The sequence below is a fragment of the Pseudomonas sp. COR18 genome (genome assembly GCF_048568395.1).
GTDB classification, from domain to species: Bacteria; Pseudomonadota; Gammaproteobacteria; order Pseudomonadales; family Pseudomonadaceae; genus Aquipseudomonas; species Aquipseudomonas fuscovaginae_B.
On the sequence record NZ_CP183808.1, the window covers coordinates 6,676,438 to 6,694,881 of the forward strand.

Here is an 18,444-nt window from a genome sequence, read left to right on the forward strand (position 1 = left end):
CGCTCAGTTTGGGTCCAGCAAACCACCGGCCCAGTTGCGCGACAGGCGACTGCCGGTGAACTTCGCCACCACCATGCCCTGGGGCACCAGCCGGTCGCGATGGCGCGTCAGCATGCGGCCGGCCTGCTCGGCATACAGCACCACCTCCGAGGACGGGTCTCCCGGGCGACCGATGATCCGCGCAAACCGCTGGCCCTCCTCGACCTGCTCGCCCAGTTCCCGTTCAAACACCAGCACGCCGGGGCACGGTGCCAGGATGGTTTCCATGTGTCCCATTTCCATGGCCGCCACCGGCCAGTCAGCCACCGCCTGGTCCTCGGCGATCACCCCCTGGGCACACAGCCAGGCATACAGGCCGGCGGCATCCTGCTCGGCGAAACGGTCGGCGACATCGCCCTGCCCGCGCAACTCCAGGGTCGCCGCCATGCGCCCGGCCGTCTCGCCGGCCCGCAACCAGGGGGCGATGAGGGTTTCCTCGAAGGAACCGTCGCCGCCATCGTCCCAGATGATTGCCACGTCCATCTTCATCGCGGCCGCCAGGGTCCGGCCGCGGGGCCAGAAGCTGCGGTGCAGGTAGAGGTAGGGCAGCGCCTCGTCATCGGTGTGCAGGTCCAGCACCACATCCGCCGGAGCCGCCAGTTCCACCAGTTGGCGCTGCCATGCCTGGACATTGGTCGCGCACCGCCCCAACGCCGCCGACTGGTCGAACCCGCGGTTGAAGTTCTGCCCGGTGGCCTCGTGAAAACGCCCGAGGATCCGTCCCTGGCGAAACTGCCCGATGCCCAGCGGGTTGGCCTGCGGCACCACGGTCACACTGCCCCGGAGCCGGCCCGCGGCCTCGGCGCCGGCCAGGCGCTGCAGCAGCAGGTGCAGCACCAGCATGCCGGCGATTTCATCGGCATGGACCCCGGCCTGCAGGTGCACCTTCAGGCCGTCGCCAGGCTCGCCGAAGCGCCAGGCGCCGACCCGGACCGGATCGCCGTTGTTGTTGCGCACACTGAACGAAACATCCTGCGCCATGCCCTCGCCCTCCCCTCATTGAAGGTTGAAAATCGTTACCGTCGACAGTGGAAATTGAACACTCGTTCAACTAAGCTTTCACGGGCAAGCCCGTTCCTGCAGTGGTCGCGCCCGCCGCACATCCGGTGCCCACTGGATACTTCTGGCAGCGGCTTGCCGGACCGCCGTGAGGCACCCGCCCATCCGCTCTCTCGAACAAAGGAACATCGCGTGCCAACCGCCTCTCCCAAATTCCGCCGTGCCGAACCCGACGAGCGTCGCGACCTGCTGATCGCCGCCACCCTGCGCTGCCTGGCCCGGGACGGTCATGCCGGCATCTCGGTACGACGTATCGCCAGCGAGGCCGGGGTCTCCGTCGGCCTGCTCAATCACCACTTCGGCACCCTCGACGCCCTGATCGCCGACACCTACCACAAGCTCGCCAGCGAACTGACCAGCAGCCTGCTCGACGAAGTCAACCAGGCCGGCAGCGCCGCGGAAAAACTCGAGGCGTTCCTGGTCGGTTCCTTCTCACCCAGGGTCCTGGACCCGCAACTGCTGGGCGTCTGGGTGGTGTTCTGGAGCCTGATCCGCCATTCCGAACACGTCAGCCAGTCCCACGAGCGCAGCTACGGCGCCTACCTCGACCTGATCCATCGCCTGCTCGACGACCTGGCCGACAGCGAAGGCTTCGTGATCCGTGACACCCGCCTGGCCGCCATCGGCCTATCGGCGATGCTCGACGGACTCTGGCTCGAGTGGTGCCTGAACCCCGAGACCTTCAGCCCCGCCAACGGCCTGCACATCTGCCGGTGCTGGATAAAGGGGTTGCGAAATGGAGCATTCGACACCGACGACGTCCCGTGAAGCAGGCTCAACCAGGCCGGCGTCACCCCGGGGCCGGCTCATCACACCGACCTGCGCAGCGGTGTGCCGCGCCGTTCGGCGAAGGCGAACAGCGCCTCGATCAGGAACGTCAGACAGACATAGACGCCGGCCACCAGCAGCAGCGGCTGGTACACCTGCAGGGTCTGCGCGCGCACCACGTTGGCCGCCCCCAGCAGGTCGATCACCGCGATGGTCGAGGCCAGCGCCGTGGACTTGAGCAGCATCACCGTCTCCCCCGCCAGGGTCGGCAGCAACAACCGCAGGGCCCGTGGCAGACGCACCCGCAACAGTGCCTGGCGCGGCGTCATGCCGAAGGCCGAAGCCGCCTCCATCTCGCCCTTGGGTACCGCCAGCAGCCCACCACGGATCACCTCGCCGACATAGGCGCCCACCGACAGCACCAGGGCGAAGACGATGTACCAGTAGCCGTCGCGCAGATAAGGCCAGAGAAAACTGCCGCGAATCGGCGGGAACTGCGCGAACAGGCTGCCCAGGCCGTAGTAGAAGATGTAGATCTGGATCAGCAGCGGCGTGCCGCGCAGCACGCTGGTGTAGAACAGGCTGGCCCTGGCCAGCAGGCGGTTCTTCGACAACCGCGCCAGGGCCACCAGCACGGCCAGGATGAAGCCCAGCACGCTGGAAATCAGCAGGATGCCGACGGTAGTCTGCAAGCCGCGCCCCAACAGTGCCGTGTACTCGAATATCCACGCTGGAATCATTGCGTTCACTCAGCCAAAGGCATCCAGCGACGAATGCGCCGCTCGAGCCGTCCCGACAGGTAGTTGGACACCAGCGTCACCGCGTAGTACAGCGCGGCGGCAGTGAGGTAGAACAACAGGTAGTGCCGCGTCGAACCCGCACCCTGCTTGGCGGTGTACAACAGCTCGTTGGTGCCGACCACGCTGATCAGCGCACTGTCCTTGATCAGGTTGATCCAAAGGTTGGCCATGCCGGCCAGGGCATGGGGCGCCATGATCGGCAGCGTCACCCGCCGGAACAGGGCCAGCCCGGTCAGGCCATAGGCCTTGGCCGCCTCGATCTGGCCGTAGGGAATCGCCTGGATCGCCGCGCGGAAGATCTCCGAGGCATAGGCGCCCTGCACCAGCCCCAGCACCAGGATCGCCGCCAGCGGCCCGCTGACATTCACCGCCGCCTGCCCGAAATGGGCCAGCAGCGAGTTGAGCAGCATGGAACCGACGTAGTACAGCAGCAGGATCAGCAACAGCTCCGGCACCGCGCGGAACAGGGTGGTGTAGCCGCGCATCAGCGCCGCCACCGGCCGCGGCCCGCCGACTTTCAGGCAGGCCACCAGCAGGCCGATCAACAGCCCGACGACGAAGGCCCCGGCGGAAATCTGCAGGGTCATCCAGAGCCCCTTGAGCAGCGCACTGCCCCATCCCTGCTCGCTGAAATCGATCAATTCGAACATTGCTGGCATTTCACTCTCCCGTCACTGACCTCAAACTTCGCACCTACCGCCGTTTCTGAAATCGGCACCGTCCTGTAGGAGCAGGGCTTGCCCGCGAAGCCTTTCAGCGATCCCGGGGACGCCTTCGCGGGCAAGCCCTGCTCCTACAAGGGGCGGTGGTGTACCGGGAACGGTGTTCAGAACGCCGGTTTCACGCTGGTACCGAAGTAGCTCCGGGAGAGTTCGTCATAGTCCCTGCTCGCCAGCAGGGTCGTGATGGCCTTGTCCAGGCGGGCCTTGAGTTCGGTGTCGTCCTTGCGCAGCCCGGCGCCCACACCGCGACCGAAGATCGGGTCGTAGGGCACCGAGCCGAGGTAGGCCAGGTCCTTGGCGTCGGGGGTCTTGACGAAGGCCGTCATGGCCGTGCCGTCCGCCATCATCAGGTCGATGCGCCCGGCGATCAGGTCGGCGTTGGCCGAGTCCTGGGTGTCGTAGTACTTCACCTCGGCGATCTTCTCGTAGTAGGCCTTCAGGTAGCTGGCGCTGACGGTGGAGTTCTGCACGCCGATGATCTTGCCCTTCAGATCATCCGGGTACTGCTTCACCGAAGCCCCCTTCGGGCCGACGATGGCGATCGCCGAGTCGTAGTAGGCCTTGCTGAAGGCGATCTGCTTTTCCCGTTCCTCGGTCACCGACATCGAGGAGAAGATCACGTCGATCTTCTTCGCCAGCAGCGACGGGATGATCCCGTCCCAGGCCACCTCCCTGATCTCGCACTCGGCCTTCATTTCGCTGCACAGCTTGTGGATCAGGTCGACCTCGAAGCCCTTCCACTCCCCGTTGGCCTGCTTCTCGGTGTAAGGCGGATAGGGTTCTGCCGCGACCGCGAAGCGGATGGGCTGAGCCTGTGCAGCACTCATGTCGGCCAGGAGGATGCAGGCCGCACCGGCCAACCAGTTTGCCAAACGTCGATATCCCATGATGTTGCCCCGTCTTCTTATGTTGCGTTAGCGAGTTTGATGAGCGTTGACGAACTGCCGGCAGCGCTCACTGCGTGGGTGTACGAACACTTCATCCGGCGAACCGGTTTCCTCGATCAGCCCCTGGTGCAGGAAAGCCACCCGGGAAGAGACATCGCGGGCGAAGGCCATCTCGTGGGTCACCAGGATCATGGTCCGGCCTTCTTCGGCGAGAGAGCGGATCACCCGCAGCACTTCGCCGACCAGCTCCGGGTCGAGGGCCGAGGTGGGTTCATCGAACAGCATGACCTTGGGCCGCATGGCCAGGGCCCGGGCGATGGCCACCCGTTGTTGCTGCCCCCCGGAGAGAAACGCCGGGTACTCGTTGCGCTTGGCCGCCAGTCCTACGCGCTCGAGCAGCGCCTCGGCCCGTTCGGTGGCCTCGGCGCGGCTCTCGCGCAGGACCTGGGTCGGCGCTTCGATCAGGTTCTCCAGCACCGTGCGATGGGGCCAGAGGTTGAAGTTCTGGAACACCATGCCCAGGGTCGAACGGATGCGCACCAGTTGCCGGGCATCGGCCACCAGCGGCGCGCCGGGGCGGTCATAGTTGAGCCGGAGGCTTTCACCATCCACCAGGATGCGGCCCTGGTCCGGCACTTCGAGCAGATTGATGCAGCGCAGCAAGGTGCTCTTGCCCGAGCCGCTGGCGCCGATCAGCGAGATCACCTCGCCTTCACGGGCGGTCAGCGAGACCCCCTTGAGGACCTCGATATTGCCGAAGCGCTTGTGCAGGCGGTCGACTTCGATCATCGGTCGGGTCGCCTCCACTTGCACCGTGCCCTGCACCGTCACCGGCTCGATCAGCGGACGGGCCGGCTCGTCGGCCAGCCGCCCGACGAATTCGCGAATCCTTCGGCAAGCCTCGGCCAGGCGTTCCTCGCCAAGCGTGAAGGACAGGCGCACGAAGCCCTGTGCCGGCTCGCCGAACGCCGCCGCGTCGAGCACCGAAACCCCGGCTTCGCGCAACAGTCGCCAGGCGAACTCCAGCGAGGTGAGACCGGTCTGGCGCACATCGAGCAGCACGAACATGCCGGCGTCGGGCTTGAGCACCGCGAGCCGCGGGCATCCGGACAATTCCTGTACCACCAGGTCACGGCGCCGGCGATAGATGTCGCGCATGCCCTGGGTCACCTCGTCATGGGCCTGCACCGCCTTGAGCGCGGCCTCCATGACGAAGCCGGGCAAGCCGTAGAGCATGCTCAGCACCAGGGTCTCGGCGTGGCTCACCAGGGTGGCGTCGGCGACGATCCAGCCGATGCGCCAACCGGTCATGGCGTGGGACTTGGACAGGCTGCCGATGGTCACGCAGCGTTCGGCCATGCCTGGCAAGAGCGCGAGACTGACATGCTCGCGCTCGAAGGCCAGGCTCTCGTAGACCTCGTCCACCACCACCCACAGGTCATGGGCGATGGCCAGCTCGGCGATCGCCTGCAATTGCTCTCGGCCAAGCACCACGCCGGTGGGGTTGTTCGGATTGGAAAAGAAGATCGCCCGGGTACGTGGGGTAATCGCCTTGGCCAGCAACGCGGCATCGAGCCTGAACCCTGCGTCCGCGGCACAGGGCACGCGTACCAGGGTCGCACCCGAGGCCTTGAGGGTGGCCTCGTAGGTGACGTACATCGGGTCCAGGGCGATCACCTCGTCGCCGGCATTGAGCAGGCACAGCGAGGTGATGAACAACGCATTCTGTGCCCCGGCCACGGTGATCACGTTCGCGGCCTGCAACGGCCGATCGAAACGCTGGCCGTAGCGGGCGGCGATAGCCTCGCGCAAGGCCAGGCGGCCGGCGATCTCGGTGTAGTGGGTATCGCCTTCGCGCAGAGCCTCGATGGCCGTCTCGGTGATGAAATCGGGGGTGGGGAAATCCGGGTCGCCCACACTGAGGATGATCACATCCTCGCCACGGCGCTGGGCTTCGAACGCCGCATGATGGATATCCCAGGCGGCGACGCCCTGGCCACTGATCCGTTCGACAAAGGGTGAAAACCGCATGCCAGTGCCTCGTTCGAAGTTGAAGAAACGCAAGCCCGCAAGCCACCCGAGGGTGCTGGAGCCAACATAGCCAAGACTGAACAGTCGTTCAATAGCAGAAAGCCGTGAGTTTCGCGTTCAGCGCAAACAGGTCGTTTTCACGACAGTGCCCTAACGCACACAGGCGTGTTTGAGCTCGATCAGCGTCACCCCGGCATGCGCGAACCCGGCGCGCAGATCACGCTCCAGCGCCTCCAGGTTCTGCGGCTCGGCCACCCGGCAGCCGAACGCCCGGGCCAGCAGTTGAAAATCCGGATTGCGCGGCAACACGCCGATCGGTTCGATATCCAGGTCGAGCATGTCGTCGCGGATCTGGCCGAGGGCATCGTTGTTCCAGAGCAGCACCACCAGCGGGCTGTCCAGTTCCTCGACGGCCGTGGCCAGCTCCTGGGCGGTGTAGAGAAAGCCGCCATCGCCCACCAGCACCAGCCCGGGACGTTGCGGTGCGGCGAACTTGCCACCGATCCCCGCCGGCAGGCCGTAGCCGAGGGTGCCGTAGCCGGTGGGGTGCAGCCAACTGCGCGGGGTGCGGCTGGCGAAGGCGTAGTTGCCGGTGTAGGCCAATTGGGTCATGTCGCTGCTGATGAAGGCATCGGCCGGCAGCACCGCCGCGATGCGATCGAGAATCCGCTGGTGGAGGCTCTGCAACGCGCCGTGCCCCTCGCGGATGGCGGCCTTCAAGGCCGCGACCGCCCGGCTCGCCTGTGCGGCATCGCGCGACGCCGTCGGCAGTCGCGCCAGCAACGCCGCCAGGGTCTGCTGCGCATCGCCGTGCAGCGCGACGCGGCAGGGATAGCAATCGTTGAACTTGCGCGGGTCGATATCGACCCGGATCACCTCGCCGCTCAGCGGCAGCCGTTCGCGCCAGTAGTCGGTATCGGCCATTTCGGTGCCCACCGCGAGCACCACGTCAGCCTGCCCGATCAGTTGCCAGCCGGGCTCGACGCACAGGCTGGCACCGGCATTGAGCGCCAGCTCCGGGGCCAGCAGGCCCTTGCCGGCGACACTGGTGAACAGGGGCGCCGCCAGACGCTCGCTCAGGGCCCGCAACTCGTCCCCGGCCGCCAGGGCACCGCCGCCGGCGATGATCATCGGCCGCCGGGCCTGCTGCAGCCGCGTGGCGGCCTCCTCCAGCGCCTGGGCACTGGGCAGCCCACGCCCCGGACGGCGTACCACCTCGGCACTCCAGTCGCGGCTGACCGGCCCGGCCAGCACATCCAGCGGCACCGCAATGTGCACCGGCCGCGGCCGCTCGCTGTCGAACACGGCAAAGGCGCGGGCAACCAGTTCCGGCAGGTCGTCGGTGTTCAGCGCCACAGCGGAAAACGCCGTGATCGGCGCGGTGATCGCCCGCTGGTCCCGGGTTTCATGCAGGCAACCCCAGCCCTTGCCGAGGCTGGCGGTGTGATTGACGCTGGAAATCACCAGCAGCGCAACCGAGTCGGCATAGGCCTGGCCAATGGCGGTAGCGGCGTTGGTCACCCCGGGACCGGTGATGATGAAACAGACCCCCGGCTTGCCGCTGACCCGGGCATAGCCGTCAGCCATGAAACCGGCCCCCTGCTCATGCCGGGTCAGCACGTGGCGAATACCGCTGCCGGGCAGCCCGCGATACAGCTCCAGGGTATGCACGCCGGGAATGCCGAACACCGTGTCGACACCATAGCGGGCCAACAGCCGCACCAGGGCCTGGCCACCGGTGAGCGGGGTCAAGGAAACGTCGGGGATCGATGGGGAGTTCATGCCAGCCCTCGCCTTTGTCGTTGTGGAGTGATGGGGAGCGCGCAGAGATATTAAACACTTGTTCAATAGCATGGCAATCGCCACCCAACCCCGCCCAAAAAAACGAAAGGAACGACTATCAGCTTGTTTTTAAAGGCTATTTTTGTGACAAAAAATACGTCCGGCACAGACCTGTTACATCTTTGAACATCCTTGTCGCGTCCAGCATTAACTACCGCTCCCGGCCCTGGGCTTGCGCGCTGAATGGCAGCCATCACCCAACGACAAGGAACCCGGCATGAGCCCCACCCTCCTCTCGAAGACAGCCGACCCGAGCGTTTCGCTGGAGCAGGCCATCGAGCACTTTCTCGCCGACCTGCCCGAGCAGACCGCCCGGCGCATCCGCCTCGTCAGCGGCATCGACAGCCCGGCGCTGCGCAGCGCCTACGCCGAATCCCCGCAGGTCCCCGCACTGCTGCTGGACACCCGCGCACGCTTCGAACTGGACCGGCAGATCGACGACTTCATCGACACGCTGGACACGGCCCCACCGGCGAACACCGGGGTGCCCCACGTGCACTGGCAGTTGCAGTTGTCGGGCCTGGAACTGGTCTGGCCGGCGATCTGCGTTCTGCAGGTGTACGATCCGCCGGCGACGGTGGCGGGCGAATATGGCGCCGACCTGTCGCCTGACCTGCCCAGGGTACGGGTGGCACGTGCCCACCTGCTCGACGGCACCCTGTGGAGCCATGCCCTGGCGCAGATGTCCCCGGACCAACGCGAGCGGCTGCTGGATGGCCAGTACCTCACCGCCGATACGCAGTTGGCGGCGCTCAGGCAGAGGATCAGGCCCCTGCTGCGCTCGCACCGGCAGGAACTGTTCGACAGTTTCCACGCCGCCAGGCAGCGCTCCGATGATCCCCTGGTGAATCGGCTGCGCCAGCGGCTGCCGCGCCTGTCGAAGTCGGCCGCCATCGAGCTGCTGGTCAATGCCAGCGCAGGCGATCTTGAGGCAATGCGCTTTTCCACGGGTGAACTGAGCGGTCGCCAGGTGCGGGACGCCCACTGGTATCTGCAGGAAGAGCGCTTGAGCCAGGCCTATGAGGGGCTGTTTCTCAAAAGTCGACAGCACCATGGCGACAGCCTGCGACTGATGCTCTGCAGCGTCGCCAGCCTGCCCGGCTGGCCAGCGGAGGGGGTTCGCCTGGAACTGCGCGACCAGACGATGGACGGCCCATTGCTGGCCGGCATCGGCGCCTCCCAGGCCGGACAGCGGCATATCATCCTGCGCCACCCTGACCACTTCACCCTGGCGGTCACCGAAGGCACGGCGCCAGCCCCGGAGCCCGACCTGCCCTCGGCCCTGGCGAGCCTGCCCGAACCGCTGCGCAGCCAGCTCGGCCTGACAGACACTGAAACCAGCCGACGCCAACTGCAGCAGGCGGCCCTTTCACGCGACCACCTGCGCACCTTGCTGGAAATCCCCGCCATGCACCCCCCGCAACGCCTGCCCGACAGCAATGGTTTCCAGCATGCCTCGCCTGTCGCCTTCGTCTCCCCCGACCAGCTTGCCCAACGCCAGCGAGCCCTCTTCGACAACCTGGCGGCCACCAACGGACGGACCCTGTTACTGGCGCAACAGCAGCCCAACTTCCGCTGGTTCGCTGCCCTGCTCCTGGGGCGGCAACTGGCGCAGGACTTCCCCCAGGCCGCCTCGACGGCCCCCGATGCGATTTACCTCAACACCTTCGAACAGACGCGCTACCGGCCCTTGTCGGAGCTGGGCGAACCCGGCGAGCAGGTGCTCTATCGCCGGGTCACGCAATCGCGCACGCTGAAGGAAGTCTTCGTCCAGCACCTGGTCGGCAACCGCCAGACGTTCGACACGACCCACAGCGGGCTGTATGCCAGCCCGACCGACGCCTATGCGCCGCAACAATTGATCGGCCTGGACCTGGACCGACTGGCAGATACCCTGGACAAGGCCGGCAAGACCTTCGACACGCAGTTCGCCGATCGGCTGGACAATTTCTGGAACGGCGCCGAGACGCTGCTGAAAGAGAATCTGCGCACGCAGATTCGCCAGGAAGCGCAGTTGCGCGAGCTGGACCTGACCCTGGACGAGAGCAATCGACAGGACCTGGAGCGGGTGCTGGACCATCCCACCCAGGCCCAGCGCCTGAAAACCCATCCCGCCGACGGGCCGATCCATGTCTATCGGATCGTCCTGCAGGCGCAGGACGCGCCCCTGGAAGGCAGCCTGGTCATCACCCGCAGTCCCGATCTGGACACCTACAAGCTGCCGGCCGTGCTCTATCAGGTCGGCCGGGGCCTGGAGCAGTTCGTGACATTGCAGGCCCTCAAGCGCAGCCTGGTACAACGCTTGAGCGACGAAACCGAGCGCGAGGCGCTGCTCGACCTGCTCCCCAACCGGCAGCACGCCCTGATTGCCGCCAACCCGCCCGAGCGCACGGCGCCGTTCAGCTACCGGATCGAGACGGGCGACGCCCTGCAGGTGCTGGTCGATGGCCTGCTGGCCAAACAGAAACTGGATTTCGCCGACACCTGGCGCTTCGTCCGGGGAGCGCCGGGGCTCGACAATGATGCCGACGAGTTCGCCCGGCAACTCAACGACTCCGTCAACCTGGCGAAAAGCCTGGACATCTTCCCGGTGCTGGAGCGCCGCAATCGCGACCTGATGTTCGGCGACCTGCTCGGGCGCCTCGAAAAACTTTCGGCAGACGAACAGAGCCGGCTGGCCAGGCTGTGGCGCGCAACCCTGAGGACCAGCCCGGTGCCCGCCAGCCTCGGCGATCTGCCCGCGCTCAGGAGCCATGCGAGCGGCCTGCTGCGCACGTACCTGCAACAGCACTATCCCCAGGCCGCCATCGATCCCGACAGCACCGAGGTACAGGTCACCCACACCCGCACCTACCCGAGCCCCGCCTGGCAGAGCCTGCCATCGACCGTGACCAGCCGCCACCGCAGCCTGTCGCTGACCGCCCTGGCACTGGAGAACATTCCCGGCTCGCGCCTGGGCGAGTCCGTCACGTTCAAGGCCAGGGCCAGCACGCTGACGGGCAGCCCACTGAACCTGTCGAACAGAGACATCACCACCATCGTCCGCACCGTGGATGCACCCGGTCGATACAAGACACTGCTGCGCAACAGGCTACAGGGGCCGGACCAGGCATCGCTGCGCCGTGACTGGGTCGTGGGAGAACGGGCCCGCCTGGAACTGCATGCCTATGTCGCGCACCTGAGTGGCGATCTGCTCGATGACAAGGACAGCCCGTCACAAAACGGCTACAGGCGTATCGAGCATCTGCTCAGGTACCCCTCGGCCAGCAAGCGCCCGCTGCTCGATGGGCATGAAGTCCATGCCAACTACCTGATGCTCGGCGGCACCGGCGAGGCACACAATGGCATGAGCGTGGACGAAGTGCTGGTCATCAGCACCAGCGTGCCAGCCAGCACGCTGCTGTTCCTCGCGCCGCAGGCACCGGACGGCAAGGCCTTGCGCGAACTGGCCAACCCCGCCGCGCTCGAAGCCTTGCTGCGCGAGTCGGGCTGGAAGCAATACTGCATCTCGCGGGCCGCGCGCAACGAGCAATGGGACCCGCAACAACTGTTCGCGCGCCAGTTCCCGCAGGTACGCTACTTTCCCATCGCCGGCGATCTGTTCAGCACCCTGTTCGATGCCCGGATCAGGCATGTGATTGCCAGCGTGGAATATTTCGCGGCGAGCAACCAGCGGGTGGACCGTGACACCCTCTGGTACTGGATCAATGCCGGCCTGCACCTGGCCGCCGAGATCGTGCTGGGCCTGGCCCCCTTGCAACTGAGCATGCCGGCCTACCTGCTGCGCGGCCTGTACGGGCTGGCCCATGCCAGCCAGGCCTTGGCCCTGAGGCACTATGAGGAAGCGGCCGATGGACTGATCAGGACATTGTCCGATGCCGCAGCGCCGTTGCCCCTGCAACCGCTAAAACCGCTGCTGCGACAGATTCCCTCGATGCCCTCGAAACTGTCCCGCCTGATCAGGACCACCCGGGCCGGCCAGGACGGCCTGCGCCAACCGCTACTGAGCGCCGAGCCCTCGACCGTCACGCCGATCCGCTACCTGGCCTCTGACCTCAGGCGGCATGAGGTGCGCAGGCTCCCCGAACTGGAGTACCTGCGCGACGGCCTGTTCGTCGACCGCGCCTCGCGCCTCACGCAGTACATCCAACTGGAGGGCAAGTGGTACCGCACCGGCACCCGTGCCGGCCGGCGCTACGTGCTCATGGAGCACCATTGGACGCAGGATATCGAACTGATCCAGGTTGGCAGGCATTGGCAGCCCCAGCCCATGGGCCGCCTGTCGGGCGGTATGCGCCAGGCGCCGGATCAGGTCGGCGCCGCGCGCTATGAGATCCCGGCCGACCATCGCCAGACGATCGCCACCTACATCGACAGCGGCGCCGCCATCGACCCCAACGCTCCGGGACTTTCCGCAGGCCAGCGGCAGGCCGCCCTGCAATACACTCAACGCCGCCAGCAATTGGTGGCACACGCCGAGCGCTTCTTTGCCGAGGGCCCGACCCTGCCAGCCAGGACACCCATCACCGACCTGGCGAGCGCCGGGTCGGCGACACAACTGTTCGAGCGGGCCTATCGACACAAGGACGGCATCGTCCTTGGGGTGCCCCATGGCGCCAAGGGCGGTCGAAAGATCCTGATCGAGCAGATGCGCTCACTGGCCAGGGACCACCGGCTCAAGACCCTCTACCTGGAAAACCTGATGAACGACCTCGACCAGGCGAGCCATCTCGACGACTTCAACCGCACCGGCTACCTGTCGCCGCTGTTCCGGGAAAAGCTGCGCCAGCTGGATATCCTCGAGGGAATCGACCCCCAGGGCCTGCAGTCAATCCTTCGCCTGCTGCGCGAGGCCCATGAAAATGGTGTCCGGGTCCAGGCCCTCGACTGTGTCGCCAGCTATCGCCTGGGCCTCAACCAGTCGAACCCGAACAGAACCCGCCCCCTCAAGTACTACGCCCGGCAAGTGATCAACGCCGACCAGTTGCAACACGGGCCGGGCCGCTGGATCGCCCTGGTCCAGGACATCCATGCCGCCACCCTCAAGGGTGAACCCGGCCTGGCAGACCTGATGGGCGCGGTGAGCCTGCGCGCCAACGATGTCGGCGGGCAGCCCTTGCCCCTGCAGATCCTGCAGGATACGGGAGACTCCACGCGGAACAGGTTCGGCCAGCTGTGGTTTCTGCGCGCCGATGCCCGACTGGATGTGAACGTCTCCCCCCTGCCCCTGCCACAGGTGCCGAGACCCCATCGGGCGCTGATGAGAACACGAGGGGACTTCCTGATCGAACAACGCGGCGGGCAGTATCACGCGGTCTGGCTGTCCCGGCGCCTGATCGACCCGGGAATGCCGCAGCCGTTCGTGGTGTTCGACCAGCCCATCGTGCAGAGCCGGCGTGTGCACAGCTCGGGGCGCAGCTACGAGGTGTTCCATATCGAGGACCCGACGGGGTTGTTGCGCCCGGAACTCGGCCGTCTCATCGGTACCGAATACAACAGCCTCGCCGACCTGGCCTGGGGGCTCCAGCAATCCGGCCTGAAGCAGGTGGTGGAACTCGACGACCTGGCCGTCTACCTGCGCCAGCCGGTACTCGACACCCACCCACAGTTGACCCGGCCGGGCATGTTCACCATCGAGACGGCACCCCAGGGGCCGGTGCTGATCAGTCGCTCCGTCGATCGCTCGCTGAAGGCCACGCCCATCAGGATCAAGACCGGGACCCGGCAGTTCTATATCCATCAACCGAGGTGGGGCTTCAGCGAAGCCCGCCTGTTCGACAGCATCGACAGCCTCAGTCAGGCCCTGGTGAGCGAACGAGGGCTGGTGCGTTGGGTCGAATCCACCGACCTGTGACTCACGCCGCCCGCGAGGTGCGGGCGGTGAACAGGTAACCCGCGCCGTGAATGGTGATGATCAGTTCCGGCGCGGCCGGGTTGTCATGCAGTTTGCGCCGCAGGCGCCCGACCAGCACATCGATGGAGCGGTCGCTGGGCAACCATTCGCGGTTGCGCAACTGCTCCATCAACTGATCGCGGCTCAGGGTCTGGCCACTGTTGCGCAGAAATACCTTGAGCAACTGGAACTCGCCGTGACTGAGCAGCGTCTCGCTGCCATCGAAGGCCTTGAGCCGACGGCGCTCGGTGTCCAGGGTCCACTCGGCGAAACGGGCGAGGTGGCTGGAGTCGGCCGGTTTGTCCGGCTGTATCCGGCGTAGCAGGTTGCGCGCGCGGCACAGCAGTTCCCGCGGATTCAACGGGCTGCCCAGGCAGTCATCGGCGCCACAATCGAGCGCGGCGATCCGCTCGGCCTCGTCATTGCGCCCGCCGACCAGGATGATCCCCACCTGCGAATTCGCTCGCCATTGACGGACCCGTTGCAGGCAGTCCGGCAACTGCATATTGAGCACCACCAGCGCCACCGGCTGGCGCTCGAGCAGGCACGCGGCCCGCTCGGTGGACGCGACGCCGTCGACGCCATACCCTTCGGCGGCGAGACAGGCCTGCAACTGTTCACGGATCAGGCGATCGGGCTCGACCACCAGTACACGAGGCATGCTCTTCATTGCCAGGCTCCTGTTCGGCCGGCGGGCGGCCGTTCTTGGAATCATGCGAAGCGGTGGGAACTGGCATGCACTCTAGCGACTATTGAACAGTTGATCAACAAGCTTGACGGGGCGCCCTGAATCCTCGTTCAGCGCAGAAAACGCCGGTAGCCGCCCATCTGCAGGCCGTCGACCCAGGCCTCGCAGATCTGCACGCCCTGGGCCGGGGTGAAGGTGTTGGGGTTGAGCCCGCATTCGAGCCACAGACCATCGAGCAAGGCACTCAGGCCGATGGCCGCCAGGTCGCTGTCGAAGCCCTCCCAACCCTCCTCCTCGGCCAGCAGGCTCAGGGCATTGCCCACGATGGTGCGGTACTCGCCGTAGGAATGGTCGTGGGCACGGTCGATGGCATCGGCAGTCTTCACCGCGCCCCAGAAGGCCAGCCAGGCTTCCAGCAGCTCGGGGTCGAGCATGGCCGGGGAAAACGATGATTCGAAAAACGCCGACAGGTGCCGACGGGCGCCCTCGCCCGCCCTGGCCACCGATTCGCGCAACAGGCTCATGACCTGCCCGGTGATGTGCAGGTAGGCATCGGCCACCAGTTCATCCTTGCCGGCGTAGTGATGGCCGATCAACCCCACCGACACCCCGGCCTCGGCGCAGATCTTGCGGATCGAAGTGCCGACGAAGCCGTACTTCTTCAGGCAGCGCAAGGTCGCGGCCACCAGGTTGGCCTTGCGCAATTGGGGGTCCATCCGTAGAAAACGTGCTTCCTCGGCCATAGTGCTCCTGCCCTCTCAAGGTCGATGACTGACGGTACCTGCCCGAATCAGCCGATGGGGTACAGCGCCTCGTCGAACTGCGCCAGGCGCGGAAACACCAGCGGACGGTCCTGGTCGAGGCTTTCCAGGCGCCGATGGTAACCGAGCAGGCATTGTTCGCGAGCCTCGGCACTGATGTAGGGCACGTGCCAGGCCACGTAGGGTGGCAGCACGTCCAGCCCGACATAGGCCAGGGTGCCGCGCAGCAACGGGCGCAGCATGTCCTCCAGCGGCCCGTGGATCGCGCCCTCGCCGAACATGTGCTCGCGCCCGCCCAGGGTCACGGTGACCAGCGCCCTCTTGCCGACCAGGCCACCCTGGTCGTAGAAACGCTTGCCGCCGTAGCAGAGGCCGGACACCAGCACCCGGTCGATCCAACCCTTGAGGATAGCCGGTACGGAGAACCAGTAGAGGGGGAAATTGAGGATCAGCAGGTCGGCCCACAGCAGCTTCTCCAGCTCCTGGCGGATATCCGCGGCCAGGCTGCCGTTCTTCACGCCCACGCGTTGTTCCAGGGCATAGACCAGGTAGTCGAGGTTGTCCCGGCTGGAAAAGTCCCCGGCACTGGCGACCGGGTTCCAGTTCATCGCGTAGAGGTCGCAGACCTGCACGCTGTGACCCTGAGCCTGCAGGGTCTGCAGCGCCTGGTCGCGCAGGGCGGCGGTGAAGGATTGGGGTTCAGGGTGGGCGTGGATGATCAGTACGTTCATGGAAGGTCCTCATGGCGATGCCGAAGCGGCCGGAACAGCGCCGCCAAAATGGTCGCAAAACTCTGTGGGAGCCGGGCCTGTCGGGAGGCCGCACCGCCGCGAATGGGCCCGCCCAGACATAACCCGGCTCACGCCAGGCGAATCAACGCATCCACCGCCAGCGCCCCCTCGGCATTGACCAACAGCGGATTCACATCCAGTTCCAGCAACTGCCCGGCGTTCTCGCAGGCGTAGTCCGCCACCGCGCGAATCGCCGCGACCAGCGCCGGCAACGGCACCGCCGGGCCGCCGCGAAAGCCGCTGAACAGCGGCGCGCAACGCAAGCCCAGCAAGGCCTGCTCGATGGCCTGGTCGGTGGTCGGCAACAACAGGCTGCGGCTGTCCTTGAGCAATTCCACCAGGATGCCGCCGGCACCGATCACCAAGGCCAGGCCAAAACCGGGCTCGCGCTTGACCCCGACGATCAGTTCGGCCAGCGGCGGCGCAGCCATGCGTTCGAGCAACACCTGTTCGAAGCGCACTTGCGGCGCGTGCCGGGCCAGACGCTCGCGCATCGTCTGCAGGGCACTGGCCAGGGCGACCTCGTCCTGGAGATTGAGCGCGACGCCACCCGCCTCGGTCTTGTGCGGCAGCTCGGCGCTGACCACCTTGAGCACCAGCGGATACCCCAGGCTGCCGGCCTCCAGCAGCGCCTGCTGCGGATGGCCGATGCGCGCCTGCGGCAATGGCAGGCCGAACGGCCGCAGGGCCTGCTTGGACTGCCACTCATCCAGCAGGTGGCCTGAGCCTGCCGCGGCCGTCGGGCAGATCGGCACCAGGGCCGCCTGCCCATCGGCCAGCAGCCCTTCGCGGCGCGAGCGGTAATGGGCGATCCGTGCCCAGGCCGCCAGGCCGTCCTCGACCCCTTGCAAGGCCGCCACCCCATGGGCGTGCAGGCGCTCACGAGCCGATGCCGGCAGCAGTTCGGGAAATGCCGAAGCGACGAAACCGGTCCTGCCATGACGCTCGAGCGCCTGGCAGTACAACTCCAGCAACAGGTCGCACTCCTGGCGCTCGCCGGTAAACTCGGCCGGATAGTCGAGCACCAGCACGGCGGCATCGGCCGGCGTTCTCAGGGCGGTGTCGAGCATCCGCTCCAGCGCTTCCCGGTCGCCCCAGATCGCCGTGGTGAAGTCCAGCGGGTTGACCAGGTTGGCGTAGCCGGGCAGCACCTGCGCCAGTTCCGCGCGCTGCCCGGCATCCAGTTTCGGCAGCTTCAGGCCGCTGCGTTCGGCGTAGTCGGCAATCAACCCGGCATCGCCACCCGAGCAGGCCAGCCCGGTCAGGCTCGGCCCCATCGGCAGATTGCCGCAGGCGGCAGCCTTGAGGGTTTCCATGAAGCTCACCGGGCCGCTGACGCGAATCACCCCGAGGCGATCGAACAGGCTGTCATAGAGCGCGTCGGAGCCGGCCAGGGAACTGGTATGACTCAACGCCAGTTCGGCGCCGATCTGCGACACGCCGGTCTTCAGGGCGATCACCGGAATACCCTTTTCCAGGGCCTTGCAGGCCGCGCGGGCAAACCCCGGCACGTTCTTCAGGCCCTCCAGGTGCAGGCCGATGGCGGTGACCCGTGGCTCGTCGAGCAGCACGTCCATCAGCTCGGCCACGCCCAGTTGCGCCTGGTTGCCGACCGAGGCCAGGTAGGCCAGCGGCAACGAGCGGTCGCTCATGGACAGGTTGTAGGCGAAGTTGCCGCTCTGGGTCAGCACCGCCACGCCCTTCTCCACCGTCTTGCCGCCATGGGCCACCGGCCACAGGGCGACGTTGTGCAGGTAGTCGAGCAGGCCATAGCAGTTGGGCCCGAGCAGCGCCATCTCGCCCGCCGCCTGCAACAGTTGCGCCTGCAGGGCCTGGCCTTCGGCACCGGTCTCGGCGAAGCCGGAGGCATAACAGATCGCCCCGCCCGCGCCCCGGGCCGCCAGCTCGGCGACGCAGGTCAGGCTCAGTTCGCGGCGGGTGGCGATGAACACCGCGTCGGGAGCGCAGGGCAGTTCCGCGACCGAAGCCACGCAGGGAATTCCGTCGAGGCTGGCATGTTGCGGGTTGACCAGCCACATCGGCCCCTGGAAGCCGCCTTCGGCGCAGCGCTTGAGCGCCCGCGCCATGCTGCGCCCACCGACGAACGCCAGGTGCCGAGGGGCCAGCAGACGCTTGAGATTGTCTCGAATGGACATGCCGTGC

12 protein-coding genes are annotated in these 18,444 nt (G+C 66.5%); 2 read left to right on the forward strand and 10 right to left on the reverse strand.

Annotation, left to right across the window (positions count from 1 at the left end):
• Positions 1–3: 3 nt before the first annotated feature.
• Complete coding sequence (locus ACM62G_RS29925) at positions 4–1,020, reverse strand: succinylglutamate desuccinylase (protein ID WP_419736310.1); 1,017 nt, start codon at positions 1,018–1,020, stop codon at positions 4–6.
• Between the two features lie 210 nt (positions 1,021–1,230).
• On the opposite strand from ACM62G_RS29925, the gene ACM62G_RS29930 reads away from it, so the two are divergent.
• Positions 1,231–1,866 (forward strand): TetR/AcrR family transcriptional regulator, encoded by a 636-nt coding sequence (locus tag ACM62G_RS29930; RefSeq protein WP_054060972.1) that lies wholly within the window; start codon positions 1,231–1,233, stop codon positions 1,864–1,866.
• A 41-nt stretch (positions 1,867–1,907) separates the two neighbouring features.
• Here ACM62G_RS29930 and ACM62G_RS29935 read toward each other — a convergent pair whose 3' ends face one another.
• The 5 genes from ACM62G_RS29935 to ACM62G_RS29955 all read right to left on the reverse strand — a co-directional run bounded on the left by ACM62G_RS29935 (position 1,908) and on the right by ACM62G_RS29955 (position 8,088).
• The gene (locus ACM62G_RS29935; protein WP_054060973.1) at positions 1,908–2,606 is read right to left on the reverse strand and encodes an ABC transporter permease; all 699 of its coding nucleotides are present in this window, start codon (positions 2,604–2,606) and stop codon (positions 1,908–1,910) included.
• A 5-nt stretch (positions 2,607–2,611) separates the two neighbouring features.
• Positions 2,612–3,325 (reverse strand): ABC transporter permease, encoded by a 714-nt coding sequence (locus ACM62G_RS29940; protein WP_273825655.1) that lies wholly within the window; start codon positions 3,323–3,325, stop codon positions 2,612–2,614.
• Positions 3,326–3,492: 167 nt separating this feature from the next.
• Positions 3,493–4,275 (reverse strand): transporter substrate-binding domain-containing protein, encoded by a 783-nt coding sequence (locus tag ACM62G_RS29945; protein WP_419736311.1) that lies wholly within the window; start codon positions 4,273–4,275, stop codon positions 3,493–3,495.
• Between the two features lie 27 nt (positions 4,276–4,302).
• Entirely contained in the window at positions 4,303–6,306 is a 2,004-nt protein-coding gene (locus tag ACM62G_RS29950; protein WP_273826150.1) for an aminotransferase class I/II-fold pyridoxal phosphate-dependent enzyme, read from the reverse strand.
• A 150-nt stretch (positions 6,307–6,456) separates the two neighbouring features.
• Positions 6,457–8,088 (reverse strand): 5-guanidino-2-oxopentanoate decarboxylase, encoded by a 1,632-nt coding sequence (locus ACM62G_RS29955; protein WP_419736312.1) that lies wholly within the window; start codon positions 8,086–8,088, stop codon positions 6,457–6,459.
• Between the two features lie 277 nt (positions 8,089–8,365).
• Between ACM62G_RS29955 and ACM62G_RS29960 the strand changes: the two genes are divergently transcribed.
• Positions 8,366–14,002, forward strand: coding sequence for a dermonecrotic toxin domain-containing protein (locus ACM62G_RS29960; RefSeq protein WP_419736313.1), 5,637 nt, complete (start codon positions 8,366–8,368; stop codon positions 14,000–14,002).
• Between the two features lies 1 nt (position 14,003).
• On the opposite strand, the gene ACM62G_RS29965 is transcribed toward ACM62G_RS29960, so the two are convergent.
• The 4 genes from ACM62G_RS29965 to ACM62G_RS29980 all read right to left on the reverse strand — a co-directional run bounded on the left by ACM62G_RS29965 (position 14,004) and on the right by ACM62G_RS29980 (position 18,437).
• On the reverse strand, positions 14,004–14,711 hold the full coding sequence (locus ACM62G_RS29965) for a winged helix-turn-helix domain-containing protein (protein ID WP_419736314.1): 708 nt from the start codon (positions 14,709–14,711) through the stop codon (positions 14,004–14,006).
• A gap of 128 nt (positions 14,712–14,839) precedes the next feature.
• Positions 14,840–15,472 (reverse strand): TetR family transcriptional regulator C-terminal domain-containing protein, encoded by a 633-nt coding sequence (locus tag ACM62G_RS29970; RefSeq protein WP_054056935.1) that lies wholly within the window; start codon positions 15,470–15,472, stop codon positions 14,840–14,842.
• A 47-nt stretch (positions 15,473–15,519) separates the two neighbouring features.
• Positions 15,520–16,221 carry an NAD(P)H-dependent oxidoreductase gene (locus tag ACM62G_RS29975; RefSeq protein WP_419736315.1) on the reverse strand — a complete coding sequence of 234 codons (702 nt, stop codon included), beginning with the start codon at positions 16,219–16,221 and terminating at the stop codon, positions 15,520–15,522.
• Between the two features lie 128 nt (positions 16,222–16,349).
• Entirely contained in the window at positions 16,350–18,437 is a 2,088-nt protein-coding gene (locus ACM62G_RS29980) for an acetate--CoA ligase family protein (protein ID WP_419736316.1), read from the reverse strand.
• Positions 18,438–18,444 lie beyond the last annotated feature (7 nt).